Here is a 24,517-nt window from a genome sequence, read left to right on the forward strand (position 1 = left end):
GTGGCGAGAGAACCGCGCGAGACTACGAGAGCCATGGGCAAGCGCCCGGGAAAATTCGGACGCGCGAGCAGGGAACCTGCGCCTGAGCCGCTAAACATCGTGCACGGCATCTTGCCGCCGCGCGAAGTCATCTTGCGCTTCATCGCCGAACATCCGCAGAAAGCCTCCAAACGCGAGCTCGCTAAGGCCTTCGGGCTGAAGGGCGAAAGCCGCGTCGAGCTCAAGCACCTGCTGCAGGAGCTGGAGCAGGAAGGCATGCTGCAGAAGACCCGCAAGTCGCTGATCCGGCCCGGTGCGCTGCCGCCCGTCACCGTGCTCGACATTACCACGCGCGACAAGGATGGCGAGTTGATCGGCCGCCCGGCCGAGTGGCCCGAGGATCAGGGCGTAGCACCCGCTGTCGCCATCCGCCAGCAATCGCCGGCTGGCCGCCAGGGCAAGGGCAAGTCGCCCGTTGCCGGTCTCGGCGACCGCATCCTCGCCAAGATCTTCCCGGCCGTCGATCGAGGTGGCCCCGCCTATACGGCCCGCATCATCAAGGTGATCGACAAGCGGCGCGGCGCCAGCATGGGCGTCTTCAAGGATGCCCCCGGGGGGGCCGGACGCCTGCTGCCGATCGAGCGGCGCGGCGAGGAAATGGTGATCGACCCTGAATACAAGGGCGACGCCAAGGACGGCGATCTCGTCGAAGTGGAAATTGCCCGCCTCGGCCGGTTCGGCCTGCCGCGTGCCAAGGTTCTCTCGGTCGTCGGCTCGGTCGCTTCGGAAAAGGCGATCTCGATGATCGCCATCCATGCGCACGGTATTCCGCACGTCTTCCCGCCAGCCGCAGTCGCAGAGGCGGATGACGCCAAGCCTGCCACCATGTCGCATCGGGAGGACTGGCGCGACCTGCCACTGATCACCATCGACCCTGCCGATGCCAAGGACCATGACGACGCGGTCTATGCCGAGGATGATCCATCGGAAGACAATGCCGGCGGCGTTATCGTCACCGTCGCCATTGCCGATGTCTCCTGGTATGTGCGGCCGAATTCGCCGCTCGACCGTGAAGCGCTGAAGCGCGGCAACTCGGTCTACTTTCCTGATCGTGTCGTGCCGATGCTGCCGGAGCGGATCTCCAACGATCTCTGCTCGCTGAAAGAAGGGGTCGACCGCCCTGCCCTTGCGGTTCGCATGGTCTTCTCGAAGGACGGCCGCAAGATCGGCCATACCTTCCATCGCATCATGATGAAGAGTGCTGCCAAGCTGTCCTATCAGCAGGCGCAGGCGGCGATCGACGGCAAGCCTGACGACAAGACCGGGCCGATGCTGGAGCCAATCTTGAAGCCGCTGTGGCACGCTTACGAGACGATGAAGCGCGGCCGCGACCGGCGCCAGCCGCTCGAGCTCGACATGCCCGAGCGCAAGATCCTGCTGAAGCCTGACGGCACCGTCGACAGGGTCTTCGTGCCGCCCCGCCTCGATGCCCACAAGCTGATCGAAGAAATGATGATCCAGGCGAACGTCTGCGCTGCCGAGACATTGGAAAAAAAGCGCCAGCCGCTGATTTACCGTATCCACGATACGCCAACGCTTGCCAAGCAGGAGGTGCTGCGCGAGTTCCTCGCTACCCTCGGCATCTCGCTTGCCAAAGGCGGCAATATGCGCGCCAACAGCTTCAACGGCATCCTCGCCAAGGCTGACAACACGCCGCACCAGACGATGGTCAACGAGATGGTACTGCGCTCGCAGAGCCAGGCGATCTACAGTCCCGAAAATATCGGCCATTTCGGCCTGAACCTGATGAAGTATGCGCACTTCACCTCGCCGATCCGCCGTTATGCCGACCTGATCGTGCATCGTGCGCTAGTCGGCTCGCTCGGCTTCGGCGAGGGCGGCATCACACCGGACGAGGAAGCGACGCTCGACGACATCTCCGCCGAAATCTCCACCTTCGAACGTCGCGCCATGGCCGCCGAGCGCGAGACGGTCGATCGGCTCATCGCCCATCATCTTGCCGGCCGCATAGGCCAGGAATTCGAAGGGCGCGTTTCGGGCGTCACCAAATCCGGTCTGTTTATCATGCTGCCGGACTATGGCGCTGATGGTTTCATCCCTATATCTACGCTCGGCACCGACTACTTCATCTATGACGAGGCGCATCAGGCGCTATCGGGTGAAAAGACAGGTCTTGGCTATCGTCTCGGCGACGATGTGACTGTGCGGTTGGCAGAGGCGATCCCGCTTGCGGGCGCCCTGCGCTTCGAGATGCTGAGCGAGGGACGCAAGATGCCGACGGCTGTGCGCTCCTTCCACAAGGCGGGGCGACGCGACGCAAGCCGCGCTCGCAAGAAGATCGGAACGAGGCCACCGAGCGGGCGGCGCTGAAGCAACTCCAGCAAAAGTGCGCAGCGGTTTTGCGTCCGGAATTGCGTGAAGAGAAAGAGACGGAGCCTTTCCATATTTCGAAGAAAAATGGAAAGGCTCTGGTTCCGGGAAGGGAAAGATCGATGAGCACACCGACAGACGAGGTCGTACGCTACGGGGATACGCCCGATGCCGAGCGCCCGCTCGGACGCTCCATCATGCGCGGCATGCTGAACCGCTGCCCGGCCTGCGGCAGCGGCAAGCTGTTTCGCGCCTTTCTGAAGCCGGTCGATCATTGCGCCGCCTGTGGCGAGGCGATGTACCACCAGCGCGCCGACGACCTGCCGCCCTATATCGTCATCCTCGTGCTCGGCCATGTCGTCGTCGGTGGGTTCATGCTGACGGACATGGCCTTTGTCCTGCCGGTCTGGGTGCATCTCGCCATCTGGACACCGATCACCATCATCACGGCGCTCGTCTCGATCCAGCCGATCAAGGGCGGCGTCATAGGCCTGCAATGGGCGCTGAAGATGCACGGTTTCGGCGGCCATGATGACGAACCAGAAGATTACGACGTACCCGGCCGGCAAGCTTGAACACCTTCACCTTCCAGACATATTTCGCGTGTAGTGGCAGCGACCAGAGCGCCACGGCCCATAGCCGACTATCTGCAGAGGATCGACACGGTCATCATCTTTTGTACGGGGAAAGCTTACACTCAAGAAATCGTCGGCGGATGCCAGAAATATTGTGAAACCCTGCCCGTCACTTGGATTTGGCATGCCTATGTCTTTCTATGTGGCTCCAGACGGACGATTCGTCCGCATACCTCTCTAAGGATGGATAAATGTCTCAGCCGAGGAACGGCACACCGGGCGATGTTGAGGAAATCCATTGGCCTTCTCTGGTGGCAGCCGTCTCGTCCATCTCCGCCGTCGGCATAGCGATCGGCCTGGGACTTCCTCTCCTCAGCATAATTCTCGAAAAGCGTGGCATTTCTTCCACCCTCATCGGCCTCAATACCGCTATGGCCGGTATTGCGGCGATGGCGGCGGCACCGATCACCACCAAGCTCGCGCATAAATACGGTGTCGCGCCCACCATGATGTGGGCGGTGCTGATCTCTGCGCTCAGCGCGCTCGGCTTCTACTATGCGCAGGACTTCTGGATGTGGTTTCCGCTGCGTTTCGCCTTCCACGGCGCAACGACCACACTCTTCATCCTCTCTGAATTCTGGATCAATGCGGCCTCGCCGCCTTCCAAACGCGGCTTCGTGCTCGGCATCTACGCGACCGTCCTTTCACTCGGCTTTGCTGCTGGGCCGCTGATCTTCTCGCTGCTAGGCAGCGACGGCATCCTGCCCTTCCTGGTCGGTGCCTTCGCGATCCTGCTGGCTGCGATCCCGATCTTCATCGCCCGGCACGAAAGCCCTGTCCTGGACGAGAAGCCAGAACTGCATTTCATGCGCTATGTCTTCCTGGTGCCGACCGCAACCGCGGCCGTCTTCATCTTCGGTGCAGTCGAAGCCGGCGGCCTGTCGCTCTTTCCGATCTTTGCGGTGCGCGCGCATTTCACCGAAACGCAGGCGGCCCTGCTGCTCACCATGATGGGTGTCGGCAACGTCATCTTCCAGATCCCGCTCGGGTTGCTTTCGGACCGTATCAAGGACAAGCGTCCCCTGCTGGCGCTGATGGCGCTGACCGGTTTCGTCGGAACAATGATGCTCCCGGTCCTCGTCAATAACTGGATTCTCATGGCCGGACTTCTGCTTTTCTGGGGCGGCTGCGTCTCCGGCCTCTACACGGTCGGTCTCAGCCATCTCGGCTCGCGGCTGACAGGTTCGGACCTTGCGGCGGCCAATGCGGCCTTCGTTTTCTGTTATGCCGTCGGCACCGTTGCAGGCCCCCAGGTAATCGGCGCTGCCATCGATGTTGCCGGAAACAACGGTTTTGCCTATGCAATTGCCGGTTTCTTCGGGCTTTATGCCTTGCTTGCCGGCATAAGACTGCTTTTCCTCGGAAAGCGGGCTTGACTTTTCGGGCTAGATTCGTAGTTTCGCGCCAGAATTTGCCGTGGAGCCTATCCGGTTTTCCACGGCTTTCATTTTCTTAAAGGCAGGACGACCATGGCCAAGGCTACCACTATCAAGATCAAGCTTCTGTCGACGGCCGACACCGGTTTCTTCTACGTCACGACGAAGAACAGCCGTACGATGACGGACAAGATGACGAAGACCAAGTACGACCCGATTGCCAAAAAGCACGTCGAGTTCAAGGAAACCAAGATCAAGTAATTACCTGATCTCACGGCTCTTTCAAAAAGCGCGCGCCTCCGGGTAGCGCGCTTTTTGTTTGCACTGGACTTCCTGACGGCAATGTTAGCGCAAACAAAGAAAAACGCCGCCCTTCCATCTTCGGGAAGTGACGGCGTTTTTACGAAAAGGGGGTCGGCCAGCATGCAAAACGGCACGAGGAACCGTTTGAGATTGCGTACCAGCCGACCGACCCCACGACCCAGGAGATGCGGCGGACCTGAGCATCATGGGGTATCGACAGCTCCTCCATGGGAGCGTTTTCTGTTCTGAGCCGATAATTTGCGCAAAAATGAAAGAAAATCAACAAATTCTTAATGGTAAAATTTCCGAGTATGATTCTATGGTTAAAAGTCCAGTTTTGGCACGTGTAAAGACGCAACCAAATCTCCTTTACCAAAAGGACAATATTTGATATCAGCAAGAATTTCAGAAATATATTACAACAACACCTCAGCCCCTCCCCTAACGTAAGGCGCCGGCGTTACGTTTTGTGAAATACGATTTACAGAGGCCAGACAATCAGGATGCAACTATAGTCCGCTCTTCTTTTCGCGTTCGACGCCTCTAGCTTTCGGAAGCAGGCGATACGTGTTATCGGAAGAAACACGCTTTAAAGTCCATTTTCTGGCTATCGGGTTGAAAAACCGGCGCCTTCGTTTCAGCCAACAAAATTAAATATTCGTAAGGTTCAGCTACTCCCAGTGGATAACCGAAAGCGACGCATTACGGAACGTTATGTCGTCAGGCGGCGGAGGCTACGACGCGGTTGCGCCCGGTATTCTTCGCCTCATAGAGCGCAAGGTCTGCCTGCTTCATGAGCTGGTCGGGCGTTATGACCGAGGCGATGCGCGAGGATATGCCGAAGGAGGCCGTAATATTCAGCGTTTCGCCCGACGACTTCAGCAGGAACGGCGTGCTTTCGATGGCCGCGCGCAAGCGCTCGGCAACGGCCGCGGCAATTTCCGGCGAGGTGTCCGGCATGACGACGACGAACTCTTCCCCGCCGTAACGGCAGGCAAGATCAGCGCCGCGGACGGTCGAGCGCACGCGGTTTGCGAATTCCTTCAGCACCTGGTCGCCGCCGTCATGGCCATAGGTGTCGTTGACCTGCTTGAAGCGGTCGATATCGGTAATCAGCACCGAGAGCGGCCGGCCACGGGCCATCGAGCGGTTGAAGAGCACATTGAGATGGTTGTCGAGATAACGGCGGTTATTGAGACCGGTCAACGGATCGGTGACAGCGAGTTCGATCGTCTGCTTGACACTGGCGCGCAGGCGGTCGTTGTAGCGCTTGCGGCGGATCTGCGTCAGGCTGCGGGCGACCAGCTCGTTCGGATCGACAGGGCGCACGATGTAGTCATTGACCCCGAGATCGAGCGCGCGGACAACCATCTCGTCGGCCCCCTGCTCCGTGATGATCAGGATCGGCAGGAAACGGGTCCGCTCCAGCGAGCGGAACTGCGAGCAAAGCCTGAGCGGATCGTATTCATCGAAATTGGCGTTGACGATGACGAGTTCGAAGGCGCTCTCGGCGGCTTCGAAAAGAGCCGCCTGCGGATCGGAGATGGCGACCACGTCTGCGACGGGCTTCAGCGTCTTGATGATGCGTTCCTGCGAGTTGGCACGGCTGTCGACCAGCAACACCTGTCCCGCCTCGTCGGAGCGTCCGTCGCCGGTGCGCATCAACTCGTCCATCCCCATCGTATGGGCGGTCTCGGCGCGCACGCGCAACTCGTCGCTCAGCGTCTTCAGGCGCAGCAGACTTTTTACGCGGGAAATGAGCTGCAGGTCGTTGACGGGCTTTGTCAGGAAGTCGTCGGCACCGGCCTTCAGGCCGCGCACGCGGTCGGCCGACTGGTCGAGCGCGGTGACCATGACGACGGGGATATGGGCGGTCTTCGGATTGGCCTTCAGCCGCTCGCAGACTTCGAAACCGTCAATGCCGGGCATCATGATGTCGAGCAGGATGAGATCCACCTGGTTGCGGTCGCAGATCGCCAGCGCCTCGTAGCCGTCGGCCGCGGTCAGCACGTCGAAATATTCTGCCAGCAGCCGCGCTTCGAGCAGCTTCACATTTGCCGGAATATCATCAACAACCAGTATTCGCGCAGTCATGAATCTTTTTTCCGATGCCTCAGGCGTCGCCCAAATAAGTCTTAATCGTCTCAATGAATTTCGGAACGGAGATCGGTTTCGAGACATAAGCCTCGCAGCCGCCCTGCCTGATCCGCTCCTCGTCGCCCTTCATGGCAAAGGCCGTAACGGCAATGACCGGGATCACATGCAGTTCGTCGTCTTCCTTCAGCCACTTGGTGACTTCGAGGCCGGAAACTTCCGGAAGCTGAATATCCATAAGTATAAGATCGGGGCGATGTTTGCGCGCAAGATCAAGCGCTTCCATGCCGTTGCGGGTCTGGATCGTGGTATAGCCCGAGGCCTCGATGAGGTCGCGAAAGAGCTTCATGTTGAGCTCGTTATCTTCTACAATCATCACCTGTTTGGGCATGATCAGCTGTCCCTACGTCCGCTCTTGAAGCCAAATGTCCATGATAAGACATTAGCTGACAAATGGCTCCATGAAACCGATAGTGCAAGCTACCGGTATTTGGTTGAAGAAAAGGTAACTCGACCACCGCAATGCAAAGCAATTTCAAGACTTCGAAACAACTTGCGGCGGCAGCCGATCCGCAAGAAACGGCCATCGCCGTCCTTGGCTGGCTTGCGAACGACCCGGATCTCTTCGGTCGCTTCCTGGCATTGACAGGCGTAGAACCCCAGCAAGTGCGTAATGCCATCAACGATCCTGGCTTTCTCGCCGGCATGCTGGATTTCCTCATGAACCATGAGCCGACGGCGATCGCCTTCTGTGAGGCGACGAACACGACGCCGGAAGCGCTGACTGGGGCATGGCGCCACTTCTCGCCGCCCGGCCTCGACTCTGGGGAATACTGATCGTGAGCAACAGCGCCGAATTCGACATCTCGCATATCCGCCTTGGCGACAGGCCGCTCATCGTCTGCGATGTCGATGATGTGGTGCTGCAATTCATCGGTCCTTTCCAACTGTACCTCAAAAGTCTCGGCCATGAATTTCTGCCGCGCTCCTTCCGTCTTCATGGCAACATCGTCTCGCTGGCCGACGGGGTTGCGCTTGAGGATCAGCATGTCAGCCGGCTGATCCTGGAATTCTTCGAAGCCCAGGAAAGCTGGCAGACGCCTATGGATCCCGTCGTTTCGACGCTCGAACGCTTGTCTGATGATGCCGACGTCCTGTTCCTCACCGCGATGCCACCGCAGTTTTCCGCCCACCGTCGTCGCCTTCTCGACAGCGCGGGCCTTACCTTCCCGTTGCTTGCCAGCGAACAGCCGAAGGGACCGATCGTGCAGGCGCTGCATGGCGGTCGCGATCTTCCTGTCGTCTTTATCGATGATATGGCGCGCAACCTGCATTCCGTGAAGGAGCATGTGGCAGATTGCCTGCTCATCCATCTCATGCCGGATTCGCCCGTTCACCGCTTCGCGCCGGCCGCCGCCGAGAATATCGCGCGGGCGAGAGACTGGGCTCATGCCGCCGAACTCATCGACCAACACCTTGCGGCACACACGATCAGCCGTGCAAATCCAGCCGCATGAGCGGCCGGCCGTCCTTGCGCCGCGCGATCGTTTCGAAACCTGCCGTGTCGAAAATCGCCGTGGAGCCGATGCAAAGCGTGACGGATTTCGACTGCTTCACATGGTCGATCGGACAGGCTTCCAGCAACCGTGCGCCCTGACCGCGGGCATAATCGACGGCACCAGCAAGCAATCTGTGGCTCAAGCCTTTTCCGCGCAGCTTCGGCAACAGGAAGAAGCAACTGACTGCCCAGATAGAGGGATCATGAGCGTCACCCTCCTCGAGTGGCCGCGAAACCGTTCGCGGCGAATTGAACTGCGGCACGTCGTGGCGCGGCCCCACCTGAACCCAGGCCACAGGCTCGCCCTCGATATAACAGAGAATGCCCGGCGGCGGTCCCACCTCAATGCGGCCCTGCATATGGGCCTTGCGCTCCGAAGGCTCCATCGTCGTGCGGACGGCATGCGGAAGGCGCAGTGCCACGCACCAACAATTATAGAAGGCACCCTGCGGGCCGAACAGCTTTTCGAAATCGCCCCAGCGCTCGGCCGTGACAGGTTCGAAACGAAGATCGATATCCACGGCCAAGCTGTCCTCCCTCTCTTGAGACTCAAAAGCTTAGGGCGTAATGTTGCAATGTTCAACCTTTGTTCTCACCATGGCGCCTGCATCTGACAAGACACCCGGCTTCTGTCGCGACTGCCTTGCCGAGCAGAAGGGAGACGTGCGTCGCTGCCATGTTTGCGGCAGCCCGCGTCTGGTGCGTCACAAAGAGCTCTATGATCTGACGCTCGCGCATATTGACTGCGACGCTTTTTACGCCGCCGTGGAGAAACGCGACAATCCGGAGCTCGCCGATAAACCCGTGATCATCGGCGGCGGCAAGCGCGGCGTTGTCTCCACCGCCTGCTACATCGCCCGCATCCACGGCGTACGCTCGGCTATGCCGATGTTCAAGGCGCTGGAGGCTTGCCCGCAGGCGGTCGTTATCCGCCCGGACATGGAGAAATATGTCAAGGTCGGGCGGGAGGTTCGCGCACTGATGCAGGAACTGACACCGCTTGTGCAGCCGCTCTCCATCGACGAGGCCTTCCTGGAACTCGGCGGCACGGAACGGCTGCATCACGATCCGCCGGCCCGCACGCTGGCGAAGTTTGCCCGCCGCGTCGAAAAGGAGATCGGCATTACCGTCTCGGTCGGTCTTTCCTATTGCAAATTCCTCGCCAAGGTCGCCTCCGATCTGCAGAAACCGCGTGGTTTTTCCATCATCGGACGCGAGGAAGCCGTGGAGTTTCTGGCGCCCCGTCCCGTGACGACCATCTGGGGCGTCGGCAAGGCATTTGCCGCGACGCTCGAAGCAGACGGCATCCGCACGATCGGCCAGTTGCAGCAAATGGAAGAGAACGACCTGATGCGTCGTTACGGCAGCATCGGCCAGCGGCTTTCCCGCTTGTCGCGCGGCATCGACGACCGCGAGGTGCATATCAACGATGCCGCCAAGAGCGTCTCAGCCGAAACCACCTTCTTCGATGACATCTCTCGTTATGACGATCTGGTGCCGATCCTGCGCAACCTCTCGGAAAAGGTCTCCTGGCGGCTGAAGAAGAACGGCATTGCCGGCCAGACGGTGGTGCTGAAGATGAAGACGGCCGATTTCAAATCGCGCACCCGCAACCGGCGCCTTGAAGACCCGACACAGCTTGCCGACAAGATCTTCCGCACGGGGCTCGACCTTCTGGAGAAGGAAACCGACGGCACGAAATTCCGCCTGATCGGCATTGGCGTCACCGATCTCGGCGATGCCGGCCGCGCCGACCCGCCCGATCTCATCGACCAGCAATCCGGCCGCCGCGCGGCGGCGGAAGCCGCCATGGACAAGTTGCGCGACAAGTTCGGCAAGGGCACGGTCGAAACCGGCTATACTTTTGGCGGCAAGGGGAACCGCTAGCCTACAGCATCAGCCCGAAAATCGGAATCGATTTTCGGAAAGCCTGATGCGTAGATTCCAAGAGTTAGAGCGTCTTTGTGCGTCCGAATGGACGCACGGCGCTCTAGGCCGGCACCGCGGCCAGTTCCTGTAGTGCCGCCGCCCTGTTCTTCGCAGCCTGTGCATAACCGGGTTCGATCGCGATGGCACGATCATAGCTTTCCAGCGCCTCATCGTGGCGCCCCAGTCGCCGTAAAACATTGCCGCGATTGTTGAGAGCGATGGCGTGACCCGCATCGAGAGCGATTGCCCGATCGTAACTTGCAAGCGCGCCATCGAAATTCGAAAGCCGCGCCTGGATATTGCCGCGATTGCAATAGGCTGAGGCGGATGTCGGTTTCGCCTCGATCGCATTGTCGACGCAGACTGCTGCGCCACGCAGATCGCCCTTCTGCAACAGAAGCAATGCCAGATGCTGCAGAGCATCGAAATGATCTGGCATGACTAAGATCACGTCGCGATAGCCAGCTTCCGCAGCAGTAAGATCGCCGGCCCGATGACGTTCGGCGGCAGCACTGAAATGGGTTTCGGGGTCACCGGTCAACCTTGGCCGCCGCGCCGCCTCGATTTTCGCCAGCAATGAGCTGGCTTGCGCATGTTTCTCGTCGACGGCCAGGATCTGCCGGCAGCAGAGTTCGGCGGCGGTCGGGTTTCCATTCCTGAAGAAATGCACCGCCTGATGCATGGCGATGCCAAGCGAGTGCGGATCGAGACGGTCGCCGATATTACGGCCGGTGAGCGTCGAGATCTGTAGCTTCTCGACGATATGATGCTCCGATCCGAGTAAATCCTTATAGCTGTAATTGCCGGTGCCCATGTCGTAGATGCGGTAGCCATTTTCGATCGCCCAGCGCAGATTGTAGCAATGGAGCATGAAGCCGGGGCTGATCGAGTGGCGGAAGGTCAGGTCGCGGCTTCCGAGAAAGCACATCATCGACTTGCGGTAGGGATCGAGGAAGATGATGAAGGTGCCGACCGGCTTGTCCTGATGCCAGAGGATCGGCATGAAGACCGTGCCATGCTCGATGCAGGCCGGCAGCATATGACGGCTGTTGTCGAGAATGAACTTTCCGTAGCGCGGCTGGCGCTCGCCCCATTGCAGGTTCCACATCTCGTAAAAGAGCGCCAGGTCGCGCTCCATCGTCTCGGGCGTGACGTGCGTGATGCGCAGCTTGTTCTGCGGCGCGACCAGATCGCGCAGCGCTTTTCGCGCATTGCGCCGGGTCTTCGAGCCGAAACGCTCATCGACGAAGGTTTCGAAATCATCGCCGAGCGGCACATAGACATAGACGTCGTGGTCGATGTTTTCACCAACCGAGGTGATGTGCGGCCTGCGAGCGACCTTTCTCTTTGAAAATTCGGAAGCCGGAAAGGCCTCGAGGAGCGCCTTCAGTCTCTCCTCGGATATATAGACATCGTCGAGATCGAGATGTTTCCAATTGAAGGTCTGGAGGCAACCGGCAAAGGCGCTGAGCGCCGCTTCGACATCCTCGGGACGCGTCAGGAGGCCGTTATAGCCGGCATAGGGTGTGCCGCCGAGCCGCAGGATATTGACGAGGCCCTGCCCTTCCTCGAATTCGACATGCAGCTGGATGGGCAGGAAAGCCACGTATCGTTCATCCCCCTCCTGCCGCCTGGCGGCGAGAACGAACCACGACGCGCGCCGCTCCAGCCATTTGACGATCCAGTGCCAGGAGAGGAAGTAGTTCCCCTCCGGATCGGCAGCATAGACCTCGTTCCAGTTGTCTTTCAGGGCATGCAGATCATCGAACGCGGAAACAATATCGACATGCATTTCCAAGTCTCCCCCAAGACTTCTCCTTTTTTAGATTTGCATAAAATTGAATATCCCACAATCTCGTGATCAAAGCGGCGCCGCGTATTCAAGCCTTCGTTAAACTTCGCGTGCTTAACTCGCGTCGTTTTTGTGCATGTGGTGTATTGCGTCATGTCTGTGCGTGTAAGCGTTCTTATCGGGTTGCTGTCGGCAACCGCTCTTGTCCATCCGGCTTTTGCAGCAGACGCGCGCACGCTGCAGATTTTCGTGTCCAAGGATAAGCAGTCGCTGGCCGTCTATGACGGTGCGGAGGTCGTGGCGACCTCCAAGATCTCGAGCGGCAAGGACGGGCACACGACGCCGAGCGGTATCTTCTCCGTCATCGAGAAGCAGAAGTACCACGAATCCAACATCTATTCGAACGCGCCGATGCCCTTCATGCAGCGGCTGACATGGTCCGGCATCGCGCTGCACGAGTCTAGTTCCGTGCCGCGCTATCCGGCCTCGCATGGCTGCGTGCGCATGCCCGGCGCCTTTGCGAAATCGCTCTACAAGATGACCGAGATGGGCGTGCCTGTCATCATTACCGACAGTGAGCTGATACCAGAGCCGATTGACCATCCGACCCTGTTCCGCCCCGACCGGCCCGAACCGGCACCACTGCTGTCGGACGTGGAGCTGCGGCCGTCCATAGGTGACGCGAAGAAGCAGGTGCAGGTCGCCATGAACGAGACGACGGCTGCCCTGCCGATGCCGCAGTTCCAGCTGCAGGCGCCTGCTGCGGATAGCGCGCCGATCAGCATGCTGATTACGCGTCGGACGCTGCGTGAAAACGTCATCGATATCCAGACCCTGCTGAACCAGCTCGGCTTTGCTGCCGGCGAGCCTGATGGGCTGGCCGGTCCTGCGACCGTTCAGGCCATCAATGCCTTCAAGGCGCTGCGGCCAACGGAATTTGTCCGTGACAAGGGCCTGGTCACTGATACTCTCCTTAAGGAAGTTTACGCCGCGGCAGGCAAAGGCGAGCCTCCGAATGGCGTCATCATGGTACGCCAGGATTTCAAGCCGCTCTTCGAGGCGCCCATTACCATCGCCGATCCGGGTCTTGCTCTCGGCACGCACTTCTTCTCGCTGCATTCAGTCAATGAGGCCGCCGGCACGGCGGACTGGCTGGGCGTAACGCTGGAGAACAATCTCTCCCGCGAAACGGTGAAGCGGCTCGGCATCGCCAATCAGGAAAGCTCCATCATCAGCGGCCGTTCAATCGCCAGAGCGCTCAGCCGCATCTCGATGTCAGAAGAAACCCGTCACCGGATCGATGCACTGATCTCGCCCGGCTCAACGCTGACGATATCAGATACCGGCCTCGGATCCGAAACCGGCGAAGGCACGGGATTCATCACCATCACCCGCGAGAGCTGAGGCCTACCAAAGCTTCTCGCTGGCGCGTTCATCGTAGCTTCGGCGGGCGGAGATGATCTTTGCCTGGTTCGTTTCCGTCCAGACCACGAGCGCCTTGATTGTGTCGTGCAGCGTGCAGCCGAGCTCCGTCAGAGCATAGTCAACCCTTGGCGGAACGACGGGATAGACTGTCCGCTCGATCAGCCCGTCACGCTCGAGCTGACGCAATGTCGTCGTCAGCATGCGCTGGCTGATGCCATCGATGCTCTTGCGCAATTCGGTAAAGCGCAAGGTGCGTTTTTCGAGCAGGGCAATGACCAACAGCGACCATTTGTCGGCGATGCGATCGAGGATCTGGCGCACCTCACATTCCTCCCGCGAATCCCACTGGTGGACGTCGTAATCGCGGTCGGTGCTGCAGCAGTCACTCGGTGAGTTTGAAGTGCCTTCTTCCATGGCTGCAAACCATGCCTTATGTCAGCCTTGGTTACAATAGGGAACCGAGGATCAATATGTAACCATTCTCGCTCTTCCCTGCTTCACCGACAAGGAAATCAGAATGTCTACAAGTCCTCCACTGGCAGTGGATAGCGGAAGAATGAGCCGCAGCGCCGCCGGAATGCTCGCCGTTCTGTGCGGCGCGATCTTTCTCGAAGGCGTCGATGCGGCCATGCTCAATATCGCGCTTCCATCGATCCGGGCCGAGCTTGGTCTTTCGACCACCACGCTGAGCGCCGTGGTTTCGGCCTATGTGCTTGCCTATGCCGGGATGATGCTGCTTGGCGGGCGCGTCGCCGACATGTACGGCAAGCGCAAGGTCTTCCTGACGGCACTGACCGTCTTCCTGCTGTTCTCCGGCCTCGGCGGCTTTGCGACCGAGGGCTGGATGCTGCTGACGGCCCGCTTCGTGACGGGTGCAGCGGCCGCCTTCATGACGCCCGCCGGGCTTGCGCTCATCAATGGCAGCTTTCGCGAGGGATCGCAGCGTAACAGGGCCGTGCTGATCTATGCCGGCACGGCATCAGCCGGCTTCTCCCTCGGCCTTGTCATCGGCGGGCTTCTGTCCGCTGTCGGCTGGCGATGGGTGTTCTTCGCACCTGTTATCTTCTCCGCCATCCTGCTCGTTGCCGGCATGAAGCTGATCGTGGAGAACAAGGAGGACACAACCCCACGCCAGAGGTTCGACATTGCCGGTGCGGTGACCCTGACTGGCGCCATGCTGCTTGCCGCCTATGCGCTGACCCGGCTGGAACATGCCACCAGTGAGCTAACCTTGACGATCGCAGCAGCAGGCGCGAGCGCTGTGCTCTGGCTCGCCTTCATCCTGATCGAACGCAATTCGCGGGCGCCGCTGGTACGGTTCGGGATCTTCCGGTCTGCCGCCTTGGTACAATCCAACCTCGGAGCGATGCTCTTCACCGGCGCCTTCTTCGGCTTCCAGTTCATCGTCTCGCTCTACCTGCAGGAACTGCTCGGCTGGTCCTCTTTCGAAACCAGCCTCGCCCTCATCGTCATCGGCATGGACGCCATTCTGGCGCCGCTGCTGACGCCCCTGCTCGTCGAGCGCTTCGGTAATGGACGCGTGGTGCTTGGCGGCTTTGCTTTTGCCATCGCGGGCTACGCGCTCTTCCTTGGTATGGGGCTCGACTGGACTTATGCGGCGATGCTGCCGTCGACGATCCTGCTCGGCCTGGCCTTCTCGCTTGGCTACGGCCCGCTGACGATCATTGCGACTGAGGGTATTGCCGAAAACGAACAGGGACTGGCAAGCGGGCTGGTGAATACGTCGTTCCAGTTCGGCGCGGCACTCGGCCTCTCTGCCGTCAGCGCCGTCGGCACACTTGCTCTCGGCGATGGAGACAGCCCATCCGAACGCCTGGAAGCGCTGCGCACCGCCTTGCTGGTGCCGGTAGCGGCGACGTTGATCGGCATGGTCATCATGGGCTTCGGCAGAGGCCGCTGCGCGGATGCATCCTGCCGTCTGCAGGCCGGCTGAAAAATAATGGCGACCGGTGCACTGCCGGTCGCACTTTTCGTTCAGACGAGTTCGACGTCGACGACGCCAGGAGCAGCCCGCAACGCAGCTGCGATCTCGGGCGTGATGCGATATTTCTCTTGCAGCACCACTTCGACCTCGCGCTTGCCCTCCTCCTTGATGACGATGAAGGAGACGAGGCCGTCGCCCTTGGCGTTCAGATGTGCGGCGACGGCGCGTAGCGGGCCGGAGTCGCGGACATAGACGCGTAGCGCCTTCTGCATCTGCAGCGACTTTTCCTCCAGCGACTGGATGGTCTGCAGACGCAGGCTGACACCTTCCGGCCGCTCTTCGCCGATCGCGGTGATGACGAAGGATTTCCCGGGCTCGAGTATGTCACGATACTGGTTCAGCATTTCGGAGAAGAGCACGGCTTCATACTGGCCGGAGGAATCCGAGAAGACGATGATGCCCATCTTGTTGCCGGTGCGCGTCTTGCGCTCTTGCTTGGAAATGACGGTGCCCGCCAGTCGCCCGTTCGCAGCACCTTGCTTCACCGCCGTCGAGAAATCCGCGAAGGTCTGTACGCGCATCTTCTGAAGGATGTTGTTGTAGCTGTCGAGCGGATGGGCGGTCAGGTAGAAGCCCAGCACCTGGAACTCCTTGAGTAGCCGCTCGGAGGCAAGCCAGGGCGAGAATGGCGGCAGGGCGATCTTTTCCGGGCCCGAGGATAGGGCACCGCCGAAAATATCCGACTGGCCGCTCAGTTTGTTTTCCTGGGCGCGCTGCGCATAGCCGAGCACGCGGTCGAGACCGGCCGAAAGCTGGGCGCGATCCAGGTTGAAGCAATCAAAGGCTCCGGCGTAGATCAGGCTTTCCAGCACGCGGCGGTTCACCTGGCGCGGATCGATCCGCAGGCAGAAATCCTCGATGCTGGCAAAGGGCTTATCGCCGCGCATTTCGACGATGTGATCGACAGCGGATTCGCCGACACCCTTGAGAGCCGCAAGCGCGTAATAGATACGGTTATCGCCGGTCTCGAACTGGCGGAAGGAGGTCTGGACGGAGGGCGCGATGACCTCGATGCCCAGGCGCTTGGCATCCTGGCGGAAGTCGTTGACCTTTTCGGTGTTCGACATATCGAGCGTCATCGACGCGGCCAGGAATTCGACCGGATAATGCGCCTTCATATAGGCCGTCTGATAGGAGACGATGGCGTAGGCGGCAGCGTGCGACTTGTTGAAGCCGTAGTTTGCGAACTTTGCGAGCAGTTCGAAGATGTTGTCGGCCTGCGGCTTCGACACGCCGTTCTGGACCGCGCCAACGACGAAGCGCTCGCGCTGCTGGTCCATTTCTGCCTTGATCTTCTTACCCATGGCGCGGCGCAGAAGATCGGCTTCGCCAAGCGAATAGCCCGACAGGACCTGGGCGATCTGCATCACCTGCTCCTGGTAGACGATAACGCCCTGCGTTTCCTTGAGCAGATGATCGATCATCGGATGGATCGATTCCAGCTCTTCATCGCCATGCTTGCGGGCATTGTAGGTCGGAATGTTTTCCATCGGACCCGGGCGATAGAGCGCGACCAGCGCGATGATGTCCTCAATGCAGTCTGGCTTCATGCCGATCAGTGCCTTGCGCATGCCGGCACTTTCAACCTGGAACACGCCGACCGTCTCGCCGCGCGAAAGCATCTCGTATGTTTTCTTGTCGTCGAGCGGGATCTTGGGAAGATCGACCTCAATGCCGCGCTTCCTGCAGAAGTCGACAGCGACCTTGAGCACGGTCAGCGTCTTCAGGCCGAGGAAGTCGAACTTGACTAGACCGGCCTGTTCCACCCACTTCATGTTGAACTGGGTGACCGGCATGTCGGAACGCGGATCGCGGTACATCGGCACGAGCTTCGACAGCGGGCGGTCGCCGATCACGATGCCGGCGGCATGGGTCGAGGCGTGGCGGTAGAGGCCTTCGATCTTCTGGGCGATATCCAGGAGGCGGGCAACCACCGGTTCCTTGGCTGCCTCTTCCTGCAGCTTCGGCTCTTCCTCGATCGCCTTGGAAAGCGGCGTCGGGTTTGCCGGGTTGTTCGGCACCAGCTTGCAGATCTTGTCGACCTGACCGTAGGGCATTTCCAGCACGCGGCCGACGTCGCGCAGCGCGGCGCGCGCCTGCAACGAACCGAAGGTGATGATCTGCGCCACCTGCTCGCGACCATATTTCTGCTGCACGTAGCGGATCACCTCTTCGCGGCGGTCCTGGCAGAAGTCGATRTCGAAGTCGGGCATCGAGACGCGTTCCGGATTGAGGAAGCGYTCGAAGAGCAGCGAGAAACGCAGCGGATCGACGTCGGTGATCGTCAGTGCATAGGCGACGAGCGAACCCGCACCTGAACCGCGGCCGGGACCGACCGGAATATCATGCTGCTTGGCCCATTTGATGAAATCCGCAACGATCAGGAAGTAGCCGGGAAACTTCATGCGCTCGATGACGCTGAGCTCGAATTCCAGCCGTTCACGATAATCCTTCTCCTCGTAGCCGGCCGACATTCCAAGCTCGGCAAGGCGCATGTCCAGCCCCTCCTCCGCCTGGCGGCGAAGTTCGAGCGATTCTGCGCGCTCGGCCTCCTCGGGATCATCGGTCGCGCCGGTGAAGCGCGGCAGGATCGGCTTGCGGGTCTTCAGAATGAAGGAACAGCGCCTTGCGATCTCGACGGTATTATCCAGTGCCTCAGGCAGATCCGCGAAAAGCTTTTCCATCTCAGCACGGCTCTTCAGATAATGGTCCGGCGAGAGGCGGAAGCGGCTGTCGTCGGAAACGATCGCGTTGTGCGCCACCGCCATCAGCGCGTCATGCGCGTCGTAATCGTCTCGTGTTGGGAAGAAGGCCTCGTTGGTCGCCACCAGCGGCAGATCATGCTTGTAAGCAAGGCCGATGATCTTCTGTTCGTGCCGCTTGTCGTAGGTTCCGTGCCGCTGCAGCTCGACATAGAGCCGATCACCGAAGAGGCGCTTCAGCGCCAGCAGCCGCGTCTCTGCCGCAGCAGCATGGCCGTCCTTAAGCGGCATGTCGACAGGGCCGGTCGAGGCACCGGTCAAAGCGATCAGCCCCTCGGTACCGATTTCCTCCAGCCAGGAGGAACGGATATGGACAGCCTGATTGCTCTCGCCGCCGAGATAAGCGCGGCTGACGAGATCGACCAGCCGCTCATAACCTGCGTCCGTAGCGGACAGAAGCACGATCGAAGGCAATTTGACCAGCGCCTGCTGACCGCCCCGCTTCTCGGTGTCGAGGCCATCTTCCATGTCGATCGACACCTGGCAGCCGATGATCGGCTGCAGACCGTCGTCCAGCGCCTTCTGGGAAAATTCCAGGGCGACGAAAAGATTGTTGGTATCGGTGATGGCGATTGCCGGCTGGCTGTCGCCCGATGCCTTGTAGAGGATCTTTTTGAGGGGCAGCGCGCCCTCGAGCAGCGAATAGGCGGAGTGGACCCTCAGATGGACGAAGCCCGGTTTCCCGCCGACGACTGCGCCAGCAGCACCTTTTTCCGCATCCGCCATGATCTGCCTTTCGAACCGCCTCACTGAAGAGTGCGCATTGTCGGCATTGTCGGCGATTCTGTCCAGAAAAAGTCCTGCTTCGGGACCGCATGGCTGCCATGCGATCCCCTGAATTCTTACATTGCCATGACGATCAGCGAGAAGCTGGTAATGAACATTGCGATGGAGGTGAATGCTGCGATATCACGGATCATGTCAGTCATTTGGCTCTCCTTTTGCTCTTATGTTTTTAATTTGTTCCATTTATGTTCTGTTGTCAACAGGTTTACCCCCCGCTTCTGCGGGACATGGTTAACATCGGAGCAGTGGGACGATGGACACGCAGGAACTCAACGGCTTCATTGTCGAAGCCAAATCGCAGACTTATGTTGCCGGCGCCAAGGCACAGCCTTCCTATCGGATCGGCGCCCATGACCTCGGCTACAAGCGCGGCATCTGGCGCTATCTCGACAGCTATTTCGGCGGCACGGATTTTGCCGGTCAGGAAGTGGTGTGGCTGGAGGAAAAGCCGGTGTGGGCGATGAACTATTTCGGGCGGATCATCGAGCCCGGGATCATCGACGGAACTGTCGCCGGCACGATCATTAGCGCCGCGCTGTCACAGCTCTACAAACAAGGCCGCTTCCTCGGCGGCATGGTCTTCGATCATTCGCTGGGGCGCTATGTCGATACGAGCGAAGGCGACTGCACGCATTTCCGTGGCCATGAATTCATCCTTGTCGATGGTCACAAGGCCTATGAGCTCGATTATCGCGGCGGGCTGATTATCCCCTGATAATCAGAAATCCACGACCTTGCCGTCGGAGATCGTCACGCGCCGGTCCATGCGCCGGGCGAGCTCGTGGTTGTGTGTGGCGATYAGCGCGGCAAGGCCGGACTGACGCACCAGAGCCTCGAGAGCGTCGAAGACATAGCTGGCGGTTTCCGGGTCGAGATTGCCGGTCGGCTCGTCGGCCAGMAGCAGGCTCGGTGCATTGGCAACGGCGCGAGCGATTGCCACGCGCTGCTGCTCGCCGCCGGAAAGCTCGCCCGGGCGATGCGTACCGCGGTGGCCGATGCGCATGTAATCCAGAAGCATCTTTGCCCGCTCGCTCGCTTCCTTCCATGAGAGACCGGCGATGAGCTGCGGCATCATGATGTTCTCCTGCGCCGAGAATTCCGGCAGCAGGTGATGGAACTGATAAACAAAGCCGATCTCACCGCGGCGGATGGCCGTGCGCTTGTCATCGGAAAGGCCATCACAGGGGCGACCGTTGACCATTACCTCGCCGCCGTCAGGATGCTCCAGCAGCCCTGCGACATGCAGCAGCGTCGACTTGCCGGTGCCTGACGGCGCCACCAGCGCCACCATCTCACCGCTCGACAGGGTGAAATCCGCACCCTTGAGGATGGTCAGCAGCGTTTCGCCCTGCCCGTAATGGCGCTCGACGCCCGAAAGCTTGAGAACGACGTTGCGTTTCATGAATGCGGCATTCCTTGGATTGGGCCGGGGATTTGACCTTGGATCACGGCCCTATTCGTAACGAAGGGCCTGGACGGGGTCGAGGCGGGAGGCGCGCCAGGCGGGGAAGATCGTCGCGATGAAGGAGAGCGTCAGCGCCATGATGACGACGGACACCGTTTCGCTCACATCCATTTCCGCCGGAAGCTGGCTCAGGAAGTAGAGCTGCGGATCGAAAAGCACCGTGCCAGAGACCCATGAGAAGAACTGGCGGATGGACTCGATGTTGATGCAGACGAGCACGCCGAGCAGCACGCCAGCGATCGTGCCGACAATGCCGATTGCAGCTCCCGTCATGAAGAAGATACGCATTATTGCGCCGGCGCTCGCGCCCATGGTGCGCAGGATCGCGATATCGCTGCCCTTGTCCTTCACCAGCATGATGAGGCCGGAGATGATGTTGAGCGCTGCGACGAGCACGATCAGCGTCAGGATCATGAACATGACGTTGCGCTCGACCTGCAGGGCGGAAAAGAAGGTCTGGTTGCGCTGACGCCAGTCGGTGATGGCTATCTGCCGACCGGCCGCCTCCTCCACCTTGGGCCTCAGATTGTCGATATCGTCGGGGTTATTGACGAAGAGTTCGATCGACTGCACCAGCCCGTCGGCATTGAAATAAAGCTGCGATTCCTCGAGCGGCATATAGATGATCGAGGAATCGTATTCCGACATGCCGATCTCGAAGAGACCGGAGATCTTGTAGGATTTGATGCGCGGATTGACGCCCATCGGCGTCACATCACCTTCCGGTGACGTCAACGTAATCAGGTCACCGACCCGCAGGCCGAGCTGGTCGGCCATGCGCGTGCCCATCAAAACGCTGTCGCCTGCAGCAAAGCCTACCATGTCGCCGGACTTGATATTGTCGGATACTGCCTTGAGCTTGGTCAGGTCTTCGGCGCGCGTGCCGCGCACCAGCGCACCGGTGCTGCCGCCCGTCCGCGAGGAAGCCAGCACCTGGCCCTCGACCAGCGGCAGCGCCATCTTGATACCGGGCACCGCCTCGAATTTCTTCACGAGGTCGGCATAGTCGGTGAAGGGACCATCGACCGGCTGGATGATCATGTGGCCGTTGATACCGAGGATGCGGGAGACGAGTTCCGTGCGGAACCCGTTCATAACAGCCATGACGATGATCAGCGTCGCAACGCCCAGCATGATGCCGACAAAGGAGAAGCCGGCAATCACCGAAATGAACGCTTCCTTGCGGCGGGCGCGCAGATAACRCCACGCCACCAGGCGTTCGAAGGTGGAAAATGGCTTGCCAGCCGGACCCAAGCCGGATTTGGAACTCCGGTCCAATGCTGCCTCTGCCATTTCGCCTCCGTCTTTCTTAAGCCACGAACCTGTTAATCGCCGCCTCGATGGTCATCGTCTCGCGGGCGCCAGTCTTGCGGTCCTTCACTTCCACTTCGCCATTCGCGACCGCGCGCGGACCGGCAATGATCTGGTACGGCACGCCGATCAGGTCGGCGGTCGCAAACTTGGTGCCGGCACGGTCGTCCGTGTCGTCATAGAGCACATCCTTGCCGGCCTTGGTCAGCGCCGCGTAGATCAGCTCGCAGGTGCCGTCGCAGGCTTCGTCGCCGGCCTTCATGTTGATGACCACGACATCGAAGGGCGCGACCGACTCCGGCCAGATGATTCCGTTCTCATCATGCGATGCTTCGATGATGGCGGGAACAAGGCGTGTCGGGCCGATACCGTAGGAACCCATGTGAACGGTATGTTCCTTGCCGTCGGGACCCTGGACCTTCGCACCCATCGGCTCGGAATACCTGGTACCGAAGTAGAAAATATGACCGACTTCGATGCCGCGCGCAGAAAGACGCTCGCCTTCCGGAATGGCGTTGAAGGCGGCCTCGTCATGCATCTCGGAGGTCGCGGCATAAAGCGACGTCCACCTGTCGAAGATCGACTTCAGGCCGTCAACGCTATCGAAATCCGTATTTTCCACGGGAATGTCAAAATTGACGAAATCCTTGTGGCAGAAGACTTCAGACTCACCGGTATCGGCAAGAATGATGAACTCGTGGCTGAGATCGCCGCCGATCGGGCCGGTGTCCGCGCGCATCGGAATGGCGCGCAGGCCGAGACGATCGAAGGTGCGCAGATAGGCGGTGAACATCTTGTTGTAGGAATGTTCCGCACCTTCGCGCGTCAAGTCGAAGGAGTAAGCGTCCTTCATCATGAATTCGCGCGAGCGCATGGTGCCGAAGCGCGGACGGATCTCGTCACGGAATTTCAGCTGGATATGATAGAGATTGAGCGGCAGGTCCTTGTAGGACTTCACGGAGGAACGGAAGATATCCGTGATCACTTCTTCGTTGGTCGGGCCGTAGAGCATCGGACGGTCCTGACGGTCCTTGATGCGCAGCATCTCCTTGCCATAGGCGTCGTAACGGCCACTCTCCTGCCAGAGCTCGGCCGACTGCAGCGTCGGCATCAGAAGCTCGATGGCGCCGGCGCGGTTCTGCTCCTCGCGGATGATGTTGTTGACCTTGTCCAGCACCTTCTTGCCGAGCGGCAGCCAGGAATAGATGCCCTGGGACTGCTGGCGCACCATGCCGGAGCGCAGCATCAGCCGGTGAGAGACGATTTCCGCCTCCTTGGGGTTTTCCTTCAGGATGGGTATGAAAAAGCGGGACAGACGCATGGCGGATTCCGGTACAGTTGAGACGCCGCTTACCCAAGCGGAATCGACGGCATTTGTTAAAGATGGGAGCGTTCATAGCCGCTTCGCGGCAGGAAGGAAACCCGCGACCGGTGCCAGCTGCCTCCCGCAGACGCATGTTAGCGCCCACAAATTGAGCAGGCGCGAAAAAGCGCGTATTTATAAGGGCTTGAAGGCAAATCTTGTCAACAGAAAAATTTTGCGTGAGTGTAGCAAAAATGCAAAAAAAGCTAATGACAAAGCACAATCTTTGAGCTAGCTTTAGCTCACAAAACAGGCAGGAAGGTTAAATTCTTGCCGAACTCGCGGTCAAGTCTTGGGAGGATCAGATCTTAGGCGCGCTCGTCGCTGCCCCGGTAACGGTTAAGGATCACGCGATAATTAAAACAAGGCTTTTAGCCTTGTTTTTTTTTGCTTTTTCGGCTTCCACCATTCCTGAAAAATCAAGCTCGCCTTTCGTTAAGTAAGCTCGCCTTCCGTTACGCAAGCTCTTTGCCTCACTTGCGTGACGTACGTATGACAGATTTTTCGCGGTTGCATTTACATCTGCTCAAAGATTGAGCAAAAGCCATCCCTAATAGAAGCTAGGCCCTATTTGTGGAAGTGCATCGAAGCCGAGACCGAAATAGGTCGAGCAGATATACCAGAAGCCATAAATTGCACCTGAAACGAGCGTCGTCAGCGAAAAAACAAAAACCGGACGAAAACGGGTCGGGGCGCTCGGCACGGTGCCCAGCACAACATCATTATCGTCCGCCTGGGTGCGCAGGCCGATCGGCAGTACGGCAAAAAGCGTGATCCACCAGATGATGAAATAGACTGCGAATCCCTGGAGGAAGGCCTGAAACATCTTGGTTCCCGTCGATATGGTGCCTTGGCGGCAGGTTTTGGCTGCTTATAAGGCGGAATGGCCGCGAGTTCAAAGGCGGTGAACAGTTTAGGTCACTCTGACGCAGAGCTTCAGACCTGTTCCAGCTCGATCAATGTACCGAAGAAGTCCTTCGGGTGGAGGAAAAGCACCGGGTTGCCATGCGCGCCAATCTTCGGCTCGCCATTGCCAAGCACCCTCGCCCCCGATGCCGTTAACCGATCGCGGGCGGCGAGGATATCGGCGACCTCGTAGCAGATGTGGTGCATTCCGCCCGACGGGTTCTTCTCGAGGAAGGCCGCAATGGGTGAGGCTTCACCGAGCGGCTCCAGCAGTTCCACCTTGGTATTCGGCAGTTCCACGAAAACGACCGTCACGCCATGCGCCGGTAGTGCTTGCGGCTGCGAGACCGCTGCCCCCAGAGTGTCGCGATAGCTCGCGACTGCGGCGGCCAGATCAGGCACGGCGATGGCGATATGGTTCACCCGGCCAAGCATCA

At 59.6% G+C, this 24,517-nt stretch carries 22 protein-coding genes; 11 read left to right on the forward strand and 11 right to left on the reverse strand.

Annotated features, from left to right (window positions below; all coding sequences use genetic code 11):
• The 4 genes from rnr (at position 1) to rpmG (ending at position 4,642) form a co-directional block, all read left to right on the forward strand.
• A complete protein-coding gene (gene rnr / locus AC1DTN_RS21045) occupies positions 1–2,370 on the forward strand; it encodes a ribonuclease R (protein ID WP_439014682.1) in 2,370 nt (789 codons plus the stop codon).
• Between the two features lie 122 nt (positions 2,371–2,492).
• Complete coding sequence (locus AC1DTN_RS21050; RefSeq protein ID WP_477922464.1) at positions 2,493–2,945, forward strand: DUF983 domain-containing protein; 453 nt, start codon at positions 2,493–2,495, stop codon at positions 2,943–2,945.
• 251 nt (positions 2,946–3,196) lie between these two features.
• A complete protein-coding gene (locus AC1DTN_RS21055; protein WP_113323302.1) occupies positions 3,197–4,381 on the forward strand; it encodes an MFS transporter in 1,185 nt (394 codons plus the stop codon).
• A 93-nt stretch (positions 4,382–4,474) separates the two neighbouring features.
• Positions 4,475–4,642, forward strand: coding sequence for a 50S ribosomal protein L33 (rpmG, locus tag AC1DTN_RS21060; protein ID WP_003587245.1), 168 nt, complete (start codon positions 4,475–4,477; stop codon positions 4,640–4,642).
• Positions 4,643–5,404: 762 nt separating this feature from the next.
• Here the strand turns inward: rpmG and AC1DTN_RS21065 are convergent.
• Entirely contained in the window at positions 5,405–6,778 is a 1,374-nt protein-coding gene (locus AC1DTN_RS21065; protein ID WP_439014680.1) for a PleD family two-component system response regulator, read from the reverse strand.
• 19 nt (positions 6,779–6,797) lie between these two features.
• Positions 6,798–7,169: a response regulator gene (locus tag AC1DTN_RS21070; RefSeq protein WP_003547430.1), complete on the reverse strand. Its 372-nt coding sequence runs from the start codon at positions 7,167–7,169 to the stop codon at positions 6,798–6,800.
• A gap of 131 nt (positions 7,170–7,300) precedes the next feature.
• Here AC1DTN_RS21070 and AC1DTN_RS21075 point away from each other — a divergent pair, with 131 nt between their 5' ends.
• Complete coding sequence (locus tag AC1DTN_RS21075) at positions 7,301–7,615, forward strand: DUF3572 domain-containing protein (protein WP_113323300.1); 315 nt, start codon at positions 7,301–7,303, stop codon at positions 7,613–7,615.
• Positions 7,570–8,295, forward strand: coding sequence for a hypothetical protein (locus tag AC1DTN_RS21080; RefSeq protein ID WP_439014679.1), 726 nt, complete (start codon positions 7,570–7,572; stop codon positions 8,293–8,295). Before AC1DTN_RS21075 ends, AC1DTN_RS21080 begins: the two co-directional genes overlap by 46 nt.
• Here AC1DTN_RS21080 and AC1DTN_RS21085 read toward each other — a convergent pair.
• On the reverse strand, positions 8,270–8,857 hold the full coding sequence (locus tag AC1DTN_RS21085; protein WP_439014678.1) for a GNAT family N-acetyltransferase: 588 nt from the start codon (positions 8,855–8,857) through the stop codon (positions 8,270–8,272). The two genes, AC1DTN_RS21080 and AC1DTN_RS21085, sit on opposite strands and share 26 nt — an antisense overlap.
• 76 nt (positions 8,858–8,933) lie before the next feature.
• Here AC1DTN_RS21085 and AC1DTN_RS21090 point away from each other — a divergent pair, with 76 nt between their 5' ends.
• Positions 8,934–10,223 carry a DNA polymerase IV gene (locus AC1DTN_RS21090; RefSeq protein ID WP_439014677.1) on the forward strand — a complete coding sequence of 430 codons (1,290 nt, stop codon included), beginning with the start codon at positions 8,934–8,936 and terminating at the stop codon, positions 10,221–10,223.
• Between the two features lie 103 nt (positions 10,224–10,326).
• On the opposite strand, the gene AC1DTN_RS21095 is transcribed toward AC1DTN_RS21090, so the two are convergent.
• Positions 10,327–12,057 carry a GNAT family N-acetyltransferase gene (locus tag AC1DTN_RS21095; protein WP_439014676.1) on the reverse strand — a complete coding sequence of 577 codons (1,731 nt, stop codon included), beginning with the start codon at positions 12,055–12,057 and terminating at the stop codon, positions 10,327–10,329.
• A 153-nt stretch (positions 12,058–12,210) separates the two neighbouring features.
• On the opposite strand from AC1DTN_RS21095, the gene AC1DTN_RS21100 reads away from it, so the two are divergent.
• Entirely contained in the window at positions 12,211–13,461 is a 1,251-nt protein-coding gene (locus AC1DTN_RS21100) for a L,D-transpeptidase family protein (RefSeq protein ID WP_439014675.1), read from the forward strand.
• A gap of 3 nt (positions 13,462–13,464) precedes the next feature.
• Here the strand turns inward: AC1DTN_RS21100 and AC1DTN_RS21105 are convergent, their stop codons facing one another.
• The gene (locus AC1DTN_RS21105; RefSeq protein ID WP_113324428.1) at positions 13,465–13,896 is read right to left on the reverse strand and encodes a winged helix-turn-helix transcriptional regulator; all 432 of its coding nucleotides are present in this window, start codon (positions 13,894–13,896) and stop codon (positions 13,465–13,467) included.
• A gap of 142 nt (positions 13,897–14,038) precedes the next feature.
• On the opposite strand from AC1DTN_RS21105, the gene AC1DTN_RS21110 reads away from it, so the two are divergent.
• Entirely contained in the window at positions 14,039–15,436 is a 1,398-nt protein-coding gene (locus tag AC1DTN_RS21110; RefSeq protein WP_439014674.1) for an MFS transporter, read from the forward strand.
• Positions 15,437–15,477: 41 nt separating this feature from the next.
• Here AC1DTN_RS21110 and dnaE read toward each other — a convergent pair whose 3' ends face one another.
• Complete coding sequence (gene dnaE, locus AC1DTN_RS21115; protein ID WP_310382971.1) at positions 15,478–18,975, reverse strand: DNA polymerase III subunit alpha; 3,498 nt, start codon at positions 18,973–18,975, stop codon at positions 15,478–15,480.
• Positions 18,976–19,288: 313 nt separating this feature from the next.
• Here dnaE and AC1DTN_RS21120 point away from each other — a divergent pair, with 313 nt between their 5' ends.
• Positions 19,289–19,750, forward strand: coding sequence for a DUF5680 domain-containing protein (locus AC1DTN_RS21120; protein WP_439014673.1), 462 nt, complete (start codon positions 19,289–19,291; stop codon positions 19,748–19,750).
• A gap of 3 nt (positions 19,751–19,753) precedes the next feature.
• Here AC1DTN_RS21120 and AC1DTN_RS21125 read toward each other — a convergent pair whose 3' ends face one another.
• From AC1DTN_RS21125 to proS, 3 genes are read right to left on the reverse strand one after another with little or no spacing between them, the layout of a single operon-like run.
• Positions 19,754–20,437 (reverse strand): ABC transporter ATP-binding protein, encoded by a 684-nt coding sequence (locus tag AC1DTN_RS21125; protein WP_439014672.1) that lies wholly within the window; start codon positions 20,435–20,437, stop codon positions 19,754–19,756.
• Positions 20,438–20,488: 51 nt separating this feature from the next.
• The gene (locus tag AC1DTN_RS21130; protein ID WP_477922472.1) at positions 20,489–21,793 is read right to left on the reverse strand and encodes a lipoprotein-releasing ABC transporter permease subunit; all 1,305 of its coding nucleotides are present in this window, start codon (positions 21,791–21,793) and stop codon (positions 20,489–20,491) included.
• A gap of 16 nt (positions 21,794–21,809) precedes the next feature.
• Entirely contained in the window at positions 21,810–23,132 is a 1,323-nt protein-coding gene (proS, locus tag AC1DTN_RS21135; RefSeq protein ID WP_439014671.1) for a proline--tRNA ligase, read from the reverse strand.
• On the opposite strand from proS, the gene AC1DTN_RS21140 reads away from it, so the two are divergent.
• Positions 23,131–23,409 carry a hypothetical protein gene (locus tag AC1DTN_RS21140; protein WP_162748094.1) on the forward strand — a complete coding sequence of 93 codons (279 nt, stop codon included), beginning with the start codon at positions 23,131–23,133 and terminating at the stop codon, positions 23,407–23,409. The genes proS and AC1DTN_RS21140 overlap by 2 nt on opposite strands.
• Positions 23,410–23,724: 315 nt before the next feature.
• Here the strand turns inward: AC1DTN_RS21140 and AC1DTN_RS21145 are convergent, their stop codons facing one another.
• Together AC1DTN_RS21145 and mce are read right to left on the reverse strand one after the other, a co-directional pair.
• Positions 23,725–24,000: a DUF1467 family protein gene (locus AC1DTN_RS21145; protein ID WP_192727455.1), complete on the reverse strand. Its 276-nt coding sequence runs from the start codon at positions 23,998–24,000 to the stop codon at positions 23,725–23,727.
• Positions 24,001–24,110: 110 nt separating this feature from the next.
• Entirely contained in the window at positions 24,111–24,515 is a 405-nt protein-coding gene (gene mce, locus AC1DTN_RS21150; RefSeq protein WP_439017191.1) for a methylmalonyl-CoA epimerase, read from the reverse strand.
• Positions 24,516–24,517: the final 2 nt, after the last annotated feature.

The organism is Rhizobium sp. 01T444 (assembly GCF_056398305.1).